This is a genomic window from Plantibacter flavus (assembly GCF_002024505.1).
In the GTDB taxonomy this organism is placed as follows: domain Bacteria; phylum Actinomycetota; class Actinomycetes; order Actinomycetales; family Microbacteriaceae; genus Plantibacter; species Plantibacter flavus_A.
This window is the reverse complement of the sequence record NZ_CP019402.1, coordinates 2,459,199-2,475,356: the sequence shown is the minus strand read 5'-3', so window position 1 is coordinate 2,475,356 and position 16,158 is coordinate 2,459,199. Positions and strand designations below refer to the sequence as shown.

14 protein-coding genes are annotated in these 16,158 nt (G+C 69.8%); 12 read left to right on the top strand and 2 right to left on the bottom strand.

Annotated features, from left to right (window positions below):
* Positions 1-5 precede the first annotated feature (5 nt).
* The 5 genes from BWO91_RS11585 to pheT all read left to right on the top strand — a co-directional run bounded on the left by BWO91_RS11585 (position 6) and on the right by pheT (position 6,201).
* Positions 6-902 carry a glutamate ABC transporter substrate-binding protein gene (locus BWO91_RS11585; RefSeq protein WP_079002669.1) on the top strand — a complete coding sequence of 299 codons (897 nt, stop codon included), beginning with the start codon at positions 6-8 and terminating at the stop codon, positions 900-902.
* Positions 903-1,009: 107 nt separating this feature from the next.
* Complete coding sequence (locus BWO91_RS11580; RefSeq protein ID WP_056013357.1) at positions 1,010-1,657, top strand: amino acid ABC transporter permease; 648 nt, start codon at positions 1,010-1,012, stop codon at positions 1,655-1,657.
* Entirely contained in the window at positions 1,654-2,553 is a 900-nt protein-coding gene (locus BWO91_RS11575) for an amino acid ABC transporter permease (protein WP_071262378.1), read from the top strand. Before BWO91_RS11580 ends, BWO91_RS11575 begins: the two co-directional genes overlap by 4 nt.
* Positions 2,554-2,644: 91 nt before the next feature.
* Positions 2,645-3,685, top strand: coding sequence for a phenylalanine--tRNA ligase subunit alpha (pheS, locus tag BWO91_RS11570; RefSeq protein WP_079003950.1), 1,041 nt, complete (start codon positions 2,645-2,647; stop codon positions 3,683-3,685).
* Between the two features lie 2 nt (positions 3,686-3,687).
* Positions 3,688-6,201 carry a phenylalanine--tRNA ligase subunit beta gene (gene pheT, locus BWO91_RS11565; protein ID WP_079002668.1) on the top strand — a complete coding sequence of 838 codons (2,514 nt, stop codon included), beginning with the start codon at positions 3,688-3,690 and terminating at the stop codon, positions 6,199-6,201.
* Between the two features lie 73 nt (positions 6,202-6,274).
* On the opposite strand, the gene BWO91_RS11560 is transcribed toward pheT, so the two are convergent.
* Positions 6,275-7,834 carry a helix-turn-helix domain-containing protein gene (locus BWO91_RS11560; protein WP_064294418.1) on the bottom strand — a complete coding sequence of 520 codons (1,560 nt, stop codon included), beginning with the start codon at positions 7,832-7,834 and terminating at the stop codon, positions 6,275-6,277.
* Between the two features lie 36 nt (positions 7,835-7,870).
* Positions 7,871-8,518: a hypothetical protein gene (locus BWO91_RS11555; protein ID WP_153303444.1), complete on the bottom strand. Its 648-nt coding sequence runs from the start codon at positions 8,516-8,518 to the stop codon at positions 7,871-7,873.
* 140 nt (positions 8,519-8,658) lie between these two features.
* On the opposite strand from BWO91_RS11555, the gene BWO91_RS11550 reads away from it, so the two are divergent.
* From BWO91_RS11550 to argF, 7 genes are all read left to right on the top strand, one after another.
* On the top strand, positions 8,659-9,942 hold the full coding sequence (locus BWO91_RS11550; RefSeq protein WP_153303443.1) for a sensor histidine kinase: 1,284 nt from the start codon (positions 8,659-8,661) through the stop codon (positions 9,940-9,942).
* Positions 9,939-10,628, top strand: coding sequence for a response regulator (locus tag BWO91_RS11545; protein WP_079002666.1), 690 nt, complete (start codon positions 9,939-9,941; stop codon positions 10,626-10,628). The genes BWO91_RS11550 and BWO91_RS11545 overlap by 4 nt, the downstream gene beginning before the upstream one ends.
* Positions 10,629-10,829: 201 nt before the next feature.
* On the top strand, positions 10,830-11,873 hold the full coding sequence (gene argC, locus BWO91_RS11540; protein WP_079002665.1) for an N-acetyl-gamma-glutamyl-phosphate reductase: 1,044 nt from the start codon (positions 10,830-10,832) through the stop codon (positions 11,871-11,873).
* The gene (argJ, locus tag BWO91_RS11535) at positions 11,870-13,039 is read left to right on the top strand and encodes a bifunctional glutamate N-acetyltransferase/amino-acid acetyltransferase ArgJ (RefSeq protein WP_079002664.1); all 1,170 of its coding nucleotides are present in this window, start codon (positions 11,870-11,872) and stop codon (positions 13,037-13,039) included. Before argC ends, argJ begins: the two co-directional genes overlap by 4 nt.
* 2 nt (positions 13,040-13,041) lie before the next feature.
* Entirely contained in the window at positions 13,042-13,947 is a 906-nt protein-coding gene (argB, locus tag BWO91_RS11530) for an acetylglutamate kinase (protein ID WP_153303442.1), read from the top strand.
* Complete coding sequence (locus BWO91_RS11525) at positions 13,944-15,128, top strand: acetylornithine transaminase (RefSeq protein WP_079002662.1); 1,185 nt, start codon at positions 13,944-13,946, stop codon at positions 15,126-15,128. Before argB ends, BWO91_RS11525 begins: the two co-directional genes overlap by 4 nt.
* A gap of 35 nt (positions 15,129-15,163) precedes the next feature.
* Positions 15,164-16,105, top strand: a complete 942-nt coding sequence (gene argF, locus BWO91_RS11520) for an ornithine carbamoyltransferase (RefSeq protein WP_079002661.1) — start codon at positions 15,164-15,166, stop codon at positions 16,103-16,105.
* Positions 16,106-16,158 lie beyond the last annotated feature (53 nt).

Here is a 16,158-nt window from a genome sequence, read left to right as displayed (position 1 = left end):
ACAACATGCGCAAGAGGCTCATGTTCATCACCGCGGGAGTCGCTGCAGCAGCGCTCGCGCTCAGCGGGTGCAGCGGCGGCGACGCCGGCACCGGATCGACCGACGGCGCGTCCGACGGCGGCGCACTCTTCGAGGTCGCCACCGACGTCCAGCTCGAGGGCAGCCCCACGTACGACGCGATGGTGAAGGCCGACAAGGTCCGCATCGGCGTCAAGGAGGACCAGCCCGGTCTCGGTTACCTCGACGCCGCCACCGGCGAGCGTTCCGGCTTCGACGTCGAGATGGCCACCTGGATCGCCGCGTCGCTCGGCTTCGACGCCGACAAGATCGAGTTCAAGGCGATCCCGAGCGCCAACCGCGAGTCTGCCATCGTGAACGGTGACATCGACTACTACGTCGGCACCTACTCGATCACCGACAAGCGCAAGGAGCAGATCGACTTCGCCGGACCGTACTTCGAGACCGGCCAGGGCCTGCTCGTCGCCGCGGACAACAACGACATCAAGGGCGAGGACGACCTCGCCGGCAAGACCGTGTGTTCGGCGACGGGCTCCACGCCCATCCAGAACATCAAGGACAACTTCCCCGACACCAAGACGGAGGAGTTCGACACCTACTCGCAGTGTGTCGAGGCCCTGAACGACGGCAAGGTCGACGCGGTCACGACCGACCAGGCGATCCTGATCGGGTATGCGGCGCAGTTCCCCGACGAGCTCAAGGTCGTGGGCGAGCCGTTCAGCACCGAGCTGTACGGCATCGGTCTGCCGAAGGGTGACGACGCCCTCCGCCACTTCATCAACACGATGTTCACCGATGGCGGCGACACCTGGACCAAGATCTACGACGCCACCCTCGGCGCCTCCGGCACCAAGGTGACCCAGCCGGCGGTCGACGACTACTAAGCAGCGCCCCGGGCGGCCGCCGACCAGCGGCCGTCCGGGGGAGCTGTCCCGTCGACTCCGCCCAGGCGCCCGCCACGGGCGTCCCCCTCCCGAAAGGCGTGCGCGACATGAACGTCCTGCTCGACAACCTCGACCTCTTCGTCACGGGCTTCCGCAACACCCTGCTGCTCTTCGTGGTGTCGGGGTTCTTCGCGCTCGTGCTCGGCACCATCGTCGGTGCCATGCGGGTCTCGCCGGTCCCGGCGATGCGCCTCTTCGGCACCGTGTACGTCAACACGGTGCGCAACACCCCGCTGACCCTCATCCTCTTCTTCTTCGCGTTCGGCTACCCGAAGCTCGGGCTCCCCGAAGTGAGCTATACGACGCTCGCGATCATCGGGCTGAGCCTCTACACCGCGACCTACGTCGCGGAGGTCCTGCGGTCCGGCGTCAACACGGTGCCGATCGGGCAGGCCGAGGCCGCACGCGCGATCGGGCTGCCGTTCGGACAGACCATGACGCTCGTCATCCTGCCGCAGGCGTTCCGTGCCGTCCTGCCACCGCTGTTCAGCGTGCTGATCGCCCTGCTCAAGAACACGACGGTCGCCGCCGGCTTCTCCGTCGCCGAAGCGGGCGCGATCCGCGCGAACCTGTCCGAGCGCGGTGAGCCGCTCCTCATCGGGCTGCTGTGGGTTGCCCTCATCTTCGTGGCCCTCGTGTCGCTCCTGTCCCTCGCCCAACGGGCCTTCGAGAAGAAGTGGAGGATCGCGCGATGAGCTCCGTCCTGTTCGACACCCCCGGCCCGAAGGCCATCGTCCGCTATCGCTGGATCGGTGCGGCGACGGTGCTCGTCGTCGCCGGCATCCTCGCCTTCGTCGTCTTCCGCTTCATCGAAACCGGACAGTTCACCGCCTCGAAGTGGAAGCTCTTCACCTTCCCGCGCGTCTGGGAGCAGATCCTCCAGGCGACGGGCGCGACCCTGTCCGCATTCGCGGTCGCCGCCGTCTGCAGCGTCGTCCTCGGACTGGTGCTGGCGATCGGCCGGCTGTCCGACCACAAGGTCATCAACGTCCCCTTCACGATCTTCATCGAGTTCTTCCGGGCGGTCCCGGTCCTCATCCTGATGATGCTCATGTACTACGGGCTGCCGCCCCTCGGCTTCACCTTCGTGACGCCGTTCGTCGCCGTCGCCATCGCGCTGACGCTGTACAACGGCGCGGTGTTCTCCGAGATCTTCCGAGCGGGCATCGAGTCGCTGCCGAAGGGACAGGGCGAGGCCGCCTACGCCATCGGCCTGCGCAAGTCCGCGGTCCTGCGCCTCATCCTGTTCCCGCAGGCGATCCGCGCGATGCTGCCGGTGATCATCGCCCAGCTCGTCGTCGCGCTCAAGGACACGGCGCTCGGCTTCCTGATCACCTATCAGGAGCTCCTCTACCTCGCGAAGCAGTTCGGATCGCAGGCGCTCTACGGCAGCCCGATCATCCCCTCGATCATCGTGATGGGTTCGATCTACATCGTGCTCTGCCTGATCCTCTCGGGCGTCGCGAAGATCGTCGAGGTGCGCACCCGACGGTCGCCGCGGACGCCGAAGGAGCAGGCCGTGACCGAGGACACGACGACGAAGATCCTCGGCATCCAGGCGGGGAACCAGTCGTCCGGCGCGAGCATCTGACGTCGTCCCGACGGTGACCGGTCGACCGGCTCGCCGTCGGGGCGAGGACGGTCGCCCATGCGGGCCGACCGCCTGGGTAGACTTGGCTCTCGTGTCCGACGCATCCCCAATCTCCGAACCAGCGGTGAACGCCGCGGTCGACGCCGCTCTCGAAGCGATCGCCGCAGCCACCGACTCGGCCGCCCTGAAAGCGGTCCGATCAGCCCACGCCGGCGAAGCGTCACCGCTCGCCGCCTTCAACGGATCGCTCCGCAGCGTGCCGAACGACCAGAAGGCCGCGCTCGGCAAGCTGGTCGGTCAGGCTCGCGGGCGCGTCTCGAAGGCGTTGAGCGAGCGCGAGGGCGAGATCGTCGCCGCCGAGACGGAGGCACGCCTCGCCGCCGAGGCGATCGACGTCACCGCCGTTCCGCAGCGTCGCGTGCCCGGTGCCCGGCACCCGCTCACGCTGCTCCAGGACCGCGTGTCCGACATCTTCGTCGGCATGGGGTGGGAGATCGCCGAGGGCCCCGAGGTCGAGAGCGAGTGGTTCAACTTCGACGCCCTGAACTTCGACGCCGACCACCCGGCCCGTGCGATGCAGGACACCTTCTTCGTGGAGCCGTTGGAGTCGCACCTCGTCCTGCGGACGCACACCTCGCCGGTCCAGGTGCGCTCGCTGCTCGAGCGCGAGCTCCCCGTGTACGTGCTCGCCCCCGGGCGCGTGTACCGCACCGACGAGCTCGACGCGACGCACACGCCCGTCTTCATGCAGTTCGAGGGTCTCGCCGTCGACAAGGGCCTGACGATGGCGCACCTGCGCGGAACGCTCGACCACTTCGTGAAGAGCGTCTTCGGCGACGACGCGAAGGTCCGCCTGCGTCCCAGCTACTTCCCCTTCACCGAGCCGAGCGCCGAGCTCGACTTCTGGCACCCGACCTTCAAGGACGGACCGCGTTGGATCGAGTGGGGTGGGTGCGGCATGATCAACCCGAACGTGCTCCGGTCCGCCGGTATCGACCCCGAGGTCTACTCGGGCTTCGCCTTCGGAATGGGTGTCGAGCGCGGCCTGATGCTGCGCGACGGCGTGCAGGACATGCGAGAGATGGTGGAGGGCGACGTCCGCTTCTCCCAGCAGTTCGGGATGGTGGTGTAGTCGTGCGTGTTCCATTGAGCTGGCTCGGGGAGTTCGTCGAACTCGCCCCGGGGACCACCCCTGAAGACGTCCACGCTGCGCTCGTGCGCGTCGGACTCGAGGAGGAGGACGTCCACCGCTTCGAGCTGACGGGTCCCATCGTGGTCGGCGAGGTCCTCGAGTTCGTCGAGGAGCCGCAGTCCAACGGCAAGACCATCCGCTGGTGCCAGGTCCGCGTCGCCGAGGGTGACGCCGAGGGGGCCGTGCGCGGCATCGTCTGCGGCGCCGGCAACTTCTTCGTCGGCGACCAGGTGGTCGTCACGCTGCCCGGCGCCGTGCTGCCCGGTCCGTTCCCGATCGCCGCTCGCAAGACCTACGGCCACGTGTCCGACGGCATGATCGCCTCGGCTCGCGAACTCGGTCTCGGTGAGGACCACGACGGGATCCTGCGCCTCTCGACGATCGGGGTCGAGGCGCCTGTCGGCACCGACGCGATCAGCCTGCTCGGTCTGGACGACGCTGCAGTCGAGCTCAACGTGACGCCCGATCGCGGCTACGCGTTCTCGATCCGAGGGGTCGCACGCGAGTACTCCCACGCGACCGGTGCGGTCTTCCGCGACCCGGCCGGGAGCGTCCCCGAGGCGTTCACCGGACCACTCGACGGCTTCCCCGTCACGATCGAGGATGCAGCGCCGATCCGCGGTCGCGCCGGGTCGAGCGTCTTCGTCACCCGCGTCGTGCGTGACGTCGACCCGACGAAGCCCACCCCGCCGTGGATGGTGGCCCGGTTGAAGCTCGCGGGTATCCGCTCGCTGTCGCTCGTCGTGGACATCACGAACTACGTCATGCTCGAGCTCGGGCAGCCGATCCACGGGTACGACCTCGACAAGCTCACGGGCGGCATCGTCGTGCGGCGCGCGCGGTCCGGCGAGACCTTCGTCACGCTCGACGGCCAGGAGCGGAAGCTCCACGACGAGGACCTGCTGATCACCGACGACTCGGGCCCGATCGGGCTCGCCGGCGTGATGGGTGGCCTCGACACCGAGATCACCGATGCCACGCGCAACGTCCTCATCGAGGCCGCGAACTTCGACCAGGTGTCCATCGCGCGGAGCGCACGTCGCCACAAGCTGCCGAGCGAGGCGTCCAAGCGGTTCGAGCGCGGTGTCGATCCACAGATCGCCGTCGCGGCCGCCGGTCGCGTCGCGCAGTTGCTCGTCGACCTGGCCGGTGGCCGGACGGACGACCTCGGCTCCACCGTCACCACGGCGCCGGATCGCGAGCCGATCCTGCTCCCCGACGACTACATCAACGGCCTCATCGGCGTCACGTTCGGAGCGGACGAGACACGATCCGCGCTCGCCGAGATCGGCGCGGCCGTCGAGGCGACCGATGGCGGCCTGCTCGTGACGCCGCCGAGCTGGCGCCACGACATCACCGGCAAGGAGGACCTCGCCGAGGAGGTGGCGCGGATCCTCGGCTACGACCGCATCCCGTCGGTGCTCCCCGTCGCGCCTCCGGGACGCGGGCTCTCGCGTTCGCAGCGGCTGCGCCGCGGGGTCTCCGATGCGCTCGCCTACGGCGGCGCCACCGAGGTGTTGGCCTACCCGTTCGTCTCCGCCGAGGAGAACGCGCGGTTCGGGGCACCGCAACCAGGTGAGTTCCCGGCCGTGAAGCTCGCGAACCCGCTCGACGCGAAGGCACCCTTCCTCCGCGCGTCGATCCTGCCCGGTCTCCTCGCTGTGGCCCACCGGAACGTCTCGCGTGGTCTGACCGACCTCTCGATCTTCGAGGTCGGCGCGGTGTTCCGTCCGTCCCGTCACGGTGCGTTCGGCCAGGCCGAACTCCCGCAGGCGGCGGTCCGTCCGAGCGAGGCCCAGCTCGAGGAGCTCGAGGCGGGCGTCCCGGCTCAACCGCGTCATCTCGGCTTCCTCGCGGTCGGCAACGCCGTCCCGAAGCAGCCGGGCCAGCCCGCGGTCGCGGCCGGTATGGCCGACGCGCTCGAGGCCGTCCAGGCCGTCGCGGTGGCGACCGGCGTCGACATCACCGTCTCGCAGGGCAGCCACCAGGCACTGCACCCCGGACGGACCGCGGCCTTGCACGTCGGCGACGTCCTGGTGGGGTATGCGGGGGAGGTGCACCCGGCCGTCGCCGAGGAGGCGAACCTGCCGCGCGTCGTGGCGGTCGCGGAACTCGACCTGGATCGCATCATCGCGCTCGGCGACGCACTGCCCGAGGCCGTCGGCATCGGCACCCTGCCTGCGGCGACGCAGGACCTCTCGCTGCTCGTCCCCGCGACGGTGGCAGCGGGTGAGGTCCTCGACGCCGTCCGCGTCGGCGCCGGTCCGCTGCTCGAGCACATCCGCCTTGTCGACGACTACCGCGGCTCGGGTGTCCCCGAGGGCGGCAAGAGCCTGACCTTCGCCCTGCGGTTCCGGGCTCCGGACCGCACGCTCACCGCGGCGGAGGCGAGCGACGCGAAGCTCGCCGGCGCGGCAGTGGCGGCCGAGCGTTTCGGCGCGAGCATCCGGGACTGAGCCGGTCGTACCGGACGACAGCGGCCCCGCGGATCGACGATCTGCGGGGCCGCGTCCGTCTGGCGGGACGGACTCAGTCGCGGAAGGTCTCGATCGACGCACCCAGGGTGATGAGCCGCTCCTGCAGCTGCTCGTACCCGCGAGCGATGATGTCGACGTTGCGGAGCACGCTCGTACCCTTCGCGGCGAGCATGGCGAGCAAGATGACGACGGCCGGTCGCAGCGCGGGAGGGCAGCTCACCTCGGCGCCGGACCAGTGCGTCGGCCCGGAGACGTCGATGCGGTGCGGGTCGCGCAGACGGACGTTGGCGCCGAGCCGCGTCAGGTCGGTGAGGTGGATCGCCCTGCCCTCGTACACCCAGTCGTGGATGAGCGTGTCGCCCTCGGCGCAGGCCGCGATGACCGCGAAGAACGGGAGGTTGTCGATGTTCAGCCCTGGGAACGGCATGGGGTGGATCTTGTCGATCGGGGCGTGCAGCTTCGAGGGGTGCACGGTGACGTCGACGAGTCGGGTCCGACCGTTCGCCGCCGCGTACTCGGGGGAGCGGGTGTAGCGCAGTCCCATCTCGCCGAGCGTCGCGAGCTCGATCTCCATGAACTCGATCGGCACGCGAGTGACGGTGATCTCCGAGTCGGTGACGATCCCCGCGGTGAGCAGACTCATCGCCTCCACCGGGTCCTCACTCGGCCAGTAGTCCACATCCTCGTTGATGACGCTGCGGCCGGTGATCCGGAGCGTCGTGCTCCCGATGCCCTCGATGGTGATGCCGAGGAGCTCCAGGTAGAAGCACAGGTCCTGCACCATGTAGTTCGGGCTGGCGTTGCGGATGATCGTCACGCCGTCGCGCACCGCGGCGGCCATGATGGCGTTCTCGGTCACGGTGTCGCCCCGCTCGGTGAGCACGACGCTCAGCTCCTCGGGCACGTCGGGGGCGACGGTGGCCTGGTACCAGCCGGCGGTCGCCTCGATGGACAGGCCGAACGGCCGGAGCGCGATGAGGTGCGGTTCGACGGTGCGGGTCCCGAGGTCGCAACCACCGGCGTAGGGGAGGGCGAAGGTGTCGTAGCGGCCGAGCAGCGGACCGAGGAACATCAGCACACTGCGGGTCCGGCGACCGGCGTCCTCGTCGATGCTCTCGAGCGAGAGGTCGTCCGGGACGTGGATCTCGACGTCCTGGCCGTCGGGCGACCAGACCACCGAGACGCCCAGGCTGCGCAGGACGTCGATGATGCGGTCGACCTCGACGATCCGGGCGATGCCGTGCAGCGTGGTGCGGCCGCGGTTCATGAGTGCGGCGCACAGGAGCGCGACCGAGGCGTTCTTGCTCGAACGCACCGCGATCGTCCCGTGCAGCTGTCGGCCGCCCTGGACACGGAGGTGCGAGTTCTTCTTCTGTTCGCCGAAACTGACGATCTCGCTCTCGAGCGCGGTGCTGATCCGGCTCAGGAGGTCGATGCTGATGTTCTGACTACCCTGCTCGATCCGGTTGATCGCGCTCTGGCTCGTGCCGACGCGTTCCGCCAGCTGGGCCTGGGTGAGCTTGCGTCCCTGTCGGGCGCCGCGGATGAGTGCTCCGACCTGCCGGAGCGGTGCCGCAGGGTCCGTTCGTTCAAACGTTGCCGTGTCTTCCATGTCGTCATTCTATCTCAGATATGAGATAGAACGCCGTTAGGGGCGCCCCTGAGATGACTCGGCTGCATGTGAAACCCGTTCCGTGGTGTCAGGCGCGGGCGCGGAGCTCCGGAAGACGGCGGCGTACACCGGGCCTGCGACGAACCAGATGGCCGTGATCGCGACGAGCTTGATGATCATGCCCCAGATGACGTCCTCGTTCGCGAGGGCGAAGGACGCGGGGACCCTCCAGCCGATCATGGCCTGCATCGCGAGGAGCCCGGTGATCGCGATCACGACGGCGAGGACCACCCGACGCCACTCCGACCAGGCGGCACGGATGTACGCGGGACCGGACTTCGGCTTGGGCCGCGGTGCTAGACCGCCCGCGAACCGGTGTGCGAACCAGACGTCCGCCTTCGTGATGAGCGTGTGTCCGAACGCCACCGTGAAGCCCAGGTAGATGGTCGCGAGGAGATGCGTGACGTTCGGCTCCTCGCCGGCCGCGAGGTCGATCGCGGTCAGGACGAGGAGGACGAGGTCCACGACCGGTACACCGATCAACATGATCGCGCTGAGCCGGCGCCGCCGGAGGAGGTAGCGGGCCGCGAGCCCGCCGAAGAGGAGGATCCAGAACGCGGCCTCCGCGCCGAGGATGGCCCAGATGAGCGGGCTCGTGCCGAAGAGTTCAGTGAAGCTGTCCATGTTCCGATGGTGTCGCGGGATGATGCCGTGCCACATCGACCGTGCTGCTGATCCTCCGGCGACGGGGTCAGCGGAACTGCGTACGCGGGTTCGTCCCTCCGACGCTCGCGCCGCGCGGCTCGAGCTGATGTGATGGAGGCATGGCTGCTCTCGAAGGACCGCGCGCATGGGTGGGTCGACACCGGGAGCCGGTCATCACCTCGGTGTGCGCAGCCATGGGACTCCTGTTCGCCCTCCTCGGGATCCATGTCCCCTGGGGGACGACCGTGTCGGAACCGCCGCTCCTCCTGACCCTCGTCTTCCTCACGGCCATCCTGGCGGTGCACCTGCTCCGCCGCCGACGCCCGTTGACCACGCTGGCCGTCGGCATCCTGATCGCCCTCGCCGAGGCGCTCACCACCGGAGGCAGCGGCCTCGGGATGCTCATCGTCGTGTCCGACCTCGCCTACGCGGCGGCGCTCTACTCGCGGTCCCGGGTCATCGACGTCGCCGCGTTCGCCTGCACCGCGCTCGCCGTCGTGTCGGTCGGTGTCTTCGCGGTGATCTGGTTCACCGACGACGTCGAGGCCGTCACCCGGCTCGGTCGCGGAGTGGTCCTCGGCTCGCTCATCATCGTCCCGGTCATCCTGGCGAGTTCGATCTGGTACGGCAGGATGGTCCGGTACCCCCGCCTCGAGGCCGAACGCCAGCGCGAGCGCGCGGACACGATCGCCCAGGCAGCGGCTGCGCTCCGGCAGGACGCCGTGACCCGTGAACGGCTCGAGCTCAGCCGGGAGCTGCACGACGTCATCGCCGGTCACCTCTCGGCGATCGCGATGCAGTCGGCGGCGGCCCTGGAACGACGCGACGGCACCGACCCGGTGGCGCTGCGGCGCAGCCTCGCACTCGTCCGGACCAGCAGTCTCGACGCGCTCGCCGACATGCGCACGATGATCGACGTGCTCCGCGGTGACCAGTCGGCCGACGACCTGACCCAGGCTCCGGACCGACTCACGGCCGAGTCGGTCCGCCGCGCAGTCGAGGTCGCGCGTGCCAACGGGCTGGAGGTGGAGGTCCAGGCACCGGAGGACGCGGCGCTCGCCGAAGTCCCCGCGCAGACGTCGATCGTCGGCCTCCGCACGCTCGTCGAAGGCCTGACGAACACTGCGAAGCACGCACCGGGAGCAGCCGTGCGGGTCGAGGTCTCGCTTCCACCCGGCGCCCTGTCCGTCACGCTCAGCAACCTGATGCCGACGGCGGCCACGTCTTCGGTGCTCGCCGGGTCCGGTGGGGTCGGCCTCGTCGGCCTGGCCGAGCGGGCACGTCTGGTCGGAGGCGACCTCGTCGCGGGGCCGGACGGTCCCGACTGGCGGACGGCGCTCACCGTGCCGACCCTGGCGTCGCCGGTCACCCCCGCGGTCGTCACCGCAGGAGGGGCGTCATGACCATCTCGGTCCTGATCGCGGACGACCACGCGGCCGTCAGAGCGGGTCTGGGGGCGCTGCTCGACGAGCCGGACGACATCCAGGTCATCGCCGAGGCGGCGGACGGGGAGGCCGTCGTCGCGCAAGCCGTGCGACACCGACCGGACGTCGTGCTGCTCGACGTCCAGATGCCGCGTGCCTCCGGGATCGACGCGATACCGGCCATCCTCGCCGCCGTCACCCCGCCGCCGAGCATCATCATGCTCACCACCTTCGCCCTCGACCGGTACGTCGACGAGGCGCTGGCGGCGGGGGCGAACGCCTTCCTGGTGAAGACGGTCTCCGCTGCCGGTCTCGTCGATGCGATCCGACGAGTGCATGCGGGCGAGGCGGTGCTCGCGCCGGAGGTGACCCGCCGAGTCCTTGAACGTCTCGCCGCGGCCAGAACTCCGGTCGCGCCGGCACCGGCTCCGGAGCACCCCGGTCTGGCCACGCTGACACCGCGGGAGCGTGAGGTCCTCGAGCGACTGCGCGAGGGCCTGAGCAATGCGGGGATCGCGACCGTGCTGGGGCTGTCGGAGGCGACGGCCCGGACGCACGTGTCCCGGATCCTCGTGAAGCTCGACGCGCGGTCGCGGGTGCAGGCGGCGCTCATCGCGGAGCGGGCTGCGCCGGGCGCGGATTCGTCGGCATCCTCGTCGTCGTAGTACGCTCTCGACATGGCACGTTTCCAGGCACAGGGTTCTTCGCGGGCGATCACGCTCCGCGCCCTCCGCCGTCCCGTGTCCGCACGCGCTACCGCAGAGCGACGATAGGCGACCCCGGTGCTCGCACGGTCCAGGTGATCGTGCCGTCGTCCAGGAGTCGCCGCCTCCGCCCCTCGAGCGTCCACTCAATAAGGTAGAGCCATGTCCTTCTCTGTAGCGGTGGCCGGAGCATCCGGCTACGCAGGAGGCGAGCTGCTTCGGCTGCTCGCCGACCACCCCGACTTCGACGTCAGGACGGTGACCGCGCACGCGAACGCCGGTCAACCGCTCGTCGACCACCAGCCACACCTCCGCTCCCTCCGGCATCTCGTCCTCGAGGCGACGACGCCGGAGGTGCTGGCGGGACACGACGTCGTCTTCCTCGCCCTGCCGCACGGCAAGTCGGGTGAGGTGACGGCACCGCTTCCAGCGGAGACCCTCGTCGTCGACTGCGGAGCCGACCACCGGCTCGTCGACGAAGCCGACTGGGACGCGTTCTACGGCGGCGACTACTTCGGCGCCTGGGCCTACGGCGTGCCGGAGCTCCAGACGTCCACCGGTCGGGGGCGCGATGCTCTCGTCGGCGCCAAGCGGATCGCCGCTCCCGGATGCAACGCCAGCACGGTCGCCTTATCCCTCGCGCCCGGCATCGCCGCGGGGGTGATCGAGCCGCTCGACCTCGTCTCCGTGCTCGCCGTCGGGCCGTCCGGTGCGGGGAAGAGCCTGCAGGTCAACCTGCTCGCGAGCGAGGTGCTCGGCACGGCCAACCCCTACGCCGTCGGCGGAACCCACCGGCACATCCCCGAGATCACGCAGAGCCTCCGGGCGGCCGGTGCCGATCGCGCCTCCATCTCGTTCACCCCGGTCATCGTCCCGATGTCGCGCGGCATCCTGGCCACCTCGACGGCACGCATCGTCCCGGGCACCACGGCGGCAGCCGTCCGCGAAGCCTGGGAGACGGCCTACGCCGACGAACCGTTCGTCCAGGTGCTGCCGGAGGGCTCGTTCCCACGGACGGCCGACGTCCTCGGCGCCAACACCGCGTTGATCGGACTCGCCGTCGACGAGACGGTGGGACGGGTCGTCGTCGTGACCGCGGTCGACAACCTCGTGAAGGGGACCGCCGGCGCGGCGATCCAATCGGCGAACATCGCGCTCGGGCTCCCCGAGACGACCGGCTTGAGTGTGAATGGAGTGGCACCGTGAGTGTGACAGCAGCAGCAGGATTCCTCGCGGCGGGCGTCGCCTGCGGCCTCAAGACCTCCGGGGGCCTCGACCTCGCGGTGGTCCACAACGTCGGTCCGCTGCAGCACGCGGCGACGGTGTTCACGAGCAACCGGTGCAAGGCCAACCCGGTCCTCTGGAGCGAGCAGGTCATGCAGGACGGCATCGTCTCGGCGATCGTCCTGAACTCCGGCGGCGCGAACTGCTACACGGGGACGCGCGGTTTCCAGACGACGCACGCGACCGCGGAGGCCGTCGCCGAGCGTCTCGCGATCTCGGCCGGCGACGTCCTCGTCTGCTCCACGGGGCTCATCGGCGAACAGCTCGACCTCGACAAGCTGACCGCAGGCGTGTGGGACGCCACCCGCGCGGTCGCCGGCCAGGACGGTGCGAGCGAAGCGGCCGGGCTCGCCGCGGCGACCGCCATCATGACGACTGACACGAAGCCGAAACAGGCCGTGCGGAGCGCGGACGGATGGACCGTCGGTGGCATGGCGAAGGGCGCGGGCATGCTCGCCCCCGGGCTCGCGACGATGCTCGTCGTCATCACGACCGACGCCGTGCTCGAGCCGGCTCAGCTCGATCAGGCGCTCCGCAGCGCGACCCGCGTCACCTTCGACCGCCTCGACTCCGACGGCTGCATGTCCACGAACGACACGGTGTCGCTCCTCGCCTCCGGGTCGAGCGGCGTCACCCCGGAGCTGTCCGCCTTCACCGAGGCGCTGACGGAGGTCTGTCGCGACCTCACCCTGCAGTTGCAGGCCGATGCCGAGGGCGCGGCCCACGACGTCGCGATCGAGGTCGTCGGCGCGGTGTCCGAGGACGACGCGGTCGAGGTCGCCCGCGCGGTCTCCCGCAGCAACCTCTTCAAGGCGGCCATCTTCGGCAACGACCCGAACTGGGGCCGGGTGCTCGCGGCCGTCGGGACCACGGGCGCAGAGTTCGACCCGTACGGGATCGACGTGGCCATGAACGGCGTCCAGGTGTGCACGGCCGGCGAGCCGGATCAGTCGCGCGACCTCGTCGACCTCTCACCGCGCGCCGTGCACGTGCTCATCGACCTCCACGCCGGCGACACGGGTGCCACCATCTGGACGAACGACCTCACGCACGACTACGTGCACGAGAACAGCGCCTACGCGAGCTGATGATGACCCAGTACCGAGACAACTCTCCCGAGGAGGCGGCGATCAAGGCCGCCACCCTCATCGAGTCCCTTCCCTGGTTGAAGACCTTCCGCGACCAGACGATCGTCGTGAAATTCGGTGGCAACGCGATGGTGAGCGACGAACTCGCGCAGGCGTTCGCCGAGGACATGGTCTACCTGCGCTACGCGGGGCTGAAGCCCGTCGTCGTGCACGGTGGTGGCCCGCAGATCTCCGCGATGCTCGAGCGGCTCGACATCCACAGCGAGTTCCGCGGCGGGTACCGGGTCACGACGCCCGAGGCCATGGAGGTCGTCCGGATGGTCCTCACCGGTCAGGTCAACCCCGAGCTCGTGGGGCGGATCAACGAACACGGCCCGCTCGCCGCAGGACTGTCCGGCGAGGACGCGGGCCTGTTCGGCGGACGTCGTCGCTCGATCGTCGTGGACGGCGAGACCGTGGACATCGGGCTCGTCGGCGACGTCGTCAGCGTCGACCCGACCTCGGTGCAGGCCTACCTCGACGCCGGCAACATCCCGGTGGTCTCCTCGATCGCCCCCGACCTCGACCAGCCCGGCCAGACGCTCAACGTGAACGCCGATGCGGCCGCCGCGGCGCTCGCCGTCGCACTCGGTGCCGCCAAGCTCGTCATCCTGACCGATGTCGCCGGGCTGTACAGCGACTGGCCCGACCGCGACTCGCTCGTCTCGCAGATCACGACGAGTGAGCTCCGAGCCATGCTGCCCTCGCTCGAATCGGGCATGATCCCGAAGATGACCGCCTGCCTCGACGCCGTCGACGGCGGGGTCGCCAAGGCTGCCATCATCGACGGCCGCGTACCCCACTCCATCCTGCTCGAGGTGTTCACCCAGAACGGCTCAGGCACCGAGGTCGTCCCGGAGGACTCATGAGCGACTGGAAGAGCCGCGTCGACCGCGACATGATGCGCACGTTCAACACGCCGATCGCCATGCTGACGCGCGGTGAGGGATGCCATGTCTGGGACGCCGAGGGCAACCGCTACCTCGACTTCCTCGCGGGCATCGCGGTGAACGCACTGGGACACGCGCATCCGGCGTTCGTCGGTGCGATCACGCGACAGGCGGGCACGCTCGCGCACGTCTCCAACTACTTCTCGAGTCCGCCGCAGCTCGAGCTCGCGGCCCGACTCAAGCGTCTCGCCGGAGCGGACGAGGGCGGCCGGGTGTACTTCGCGAACTCCGGTGCCGAGGCGAACGAGGCGGCGTTCAAGCTCGCCCGACTCAACCACGGCGACGGATCGCGGACCCGCGTGCTCACCCTGGAGAACTCCTTCCACGGGCGGACCTTCGGCGCGCTGGCCCTGACCGGGAAGCCCGCCCTGCAGGAGGGGTTCCACCCGCTCCCGGGCGGCGTCGAGCACATCCCGACCACGATCGAGGCACTCGAAGCGGCGATCGACGACCGGGTCGCCGCGCTGATCCTCGAACCGATCAAGGGCGAAGCCGGCGTCATCGACCTGCCGGAGGGCTACCTCGCCCGTGCCAGGGCACTCACCGAGGCGCACGGCGTGCTGCTCATCATCGACGAGATCCAGACCGGGGCCGGTCGGACGGGGGAGTGGTTCGCGTTCCAGCGGGACGGCATCGTCCCGGACGCGATCACCGTCGCCAAGGGGATCGGCGGTGGCATGCCGATCGGCGCCCTCGTCACCTTCGGCGCCGCCTCCGAGCTGTTCGGACCCGGCCAGCACGGCAGCACCTTCGGCGGCAACCCGCTCGCCACCGCGACGGCGAACGCGGTGCTCGAGGAGATCGAGCGCGCCGGTCTCGTGCAGAACGCCGCCGCGCGCGGTGAGCAGTTGCGGGCCGTCATCACCGCCATCGGTTCCCCGCTCGTCGAGGAGGTCCGCGGACACGGGCTGCTCATCGGCATCGGCTTGAGCGCCCCGGTGGCGGCCGAGCTGTCTGCTGCTGCGTTCGACCGTGGGCTCATCATCAACGCCCCGAACGCGACGAGCATCCGGATCGCGCCGCCGCTCATCATCGGCGACGCCGAGATCGACGAGTTCACCTCCCTCTTCCGCGCGGCGCTCGACGCCGTCCAGGCCTGACCGGCCATCGACCCACACGAACAGGACCACCAGCCATGACCCGTCACTTCCTCCGCGACGACGACCTCAGCCCGGCCGAGCAGGCCAAGATCCTCGACCTCGCCACCGAACTGAAGCGCGACCGCTGGTCTCGCAAGCCGCTCGAAGGCCCGCAGACCGTCGCGGTCATCTTCGACAAGTCCTCGACGCGGACCCGCGTCTCCTTCGCGGTGGGGATCGCCGACCTCGGCGGATCACCGCTCATCATCTCGACGGCCAACAGCCAGCTCGGCGGCAAGGAGACGGCCGCCGACACCGCTCGCGTCCTCGAACGTCAGGTCGCGGCGATCGTCTGGCGGACCTACGCCCAGTCCGGTCTCGAGGAGATCTCGGCCGGGACGACCGTGCCCGTCGTCAACGCGCTGTCCGACGACTTCCACCCGTGCCAGCTCCTCGCCGACCTCCTCACGATCCGCGAACACAAGGGCGAGCTCGCCGGTCTGACGATGTCGTTCTTCGGCGACGGAGCGAGCAACATGGCCCACTCCTACCTGTTGGCCGGCGCGACGGCGGGGATGCACGTCCGTATCGCCGCCCCGGCCGAGTTCGCCCCGGCAGCGGACGTCGTCGCCGACGCGGAGCGCATCGCCGCGACGACGGGCGGCTCCGTGCTCGTGACCACCGACCCCGACACGGCGGCGGCGGATGCCGACGTGATGATCACCGACACCTGGGTGTCGATGGGCAAGGAAGACGAGAAGGCGCAACGCGTGGCCATCTTCGGCGGCTACCGGGTCGACCGCGGGCTCATGGGGCTCGCAGCGTCCGACGCCGTCTTCATGCACTGCCTGCCCGCCGACCGCGGCTTCGAGGTCGAGGCCGAGGTCATCGACGGGGCACAGAGCATCATCTGGGACGAGGCGGAGAACCGCCTCCACGCGCAGAAGGCCCTGCTCGTGTGGCTGCTCGAGCAGCAGCACGCCGGCTCTGCGGCCTGACCCTTCCCCGGCTGCGGCCGACCGACCAGTCCGGAGTGCTCCGGACGCCAGCA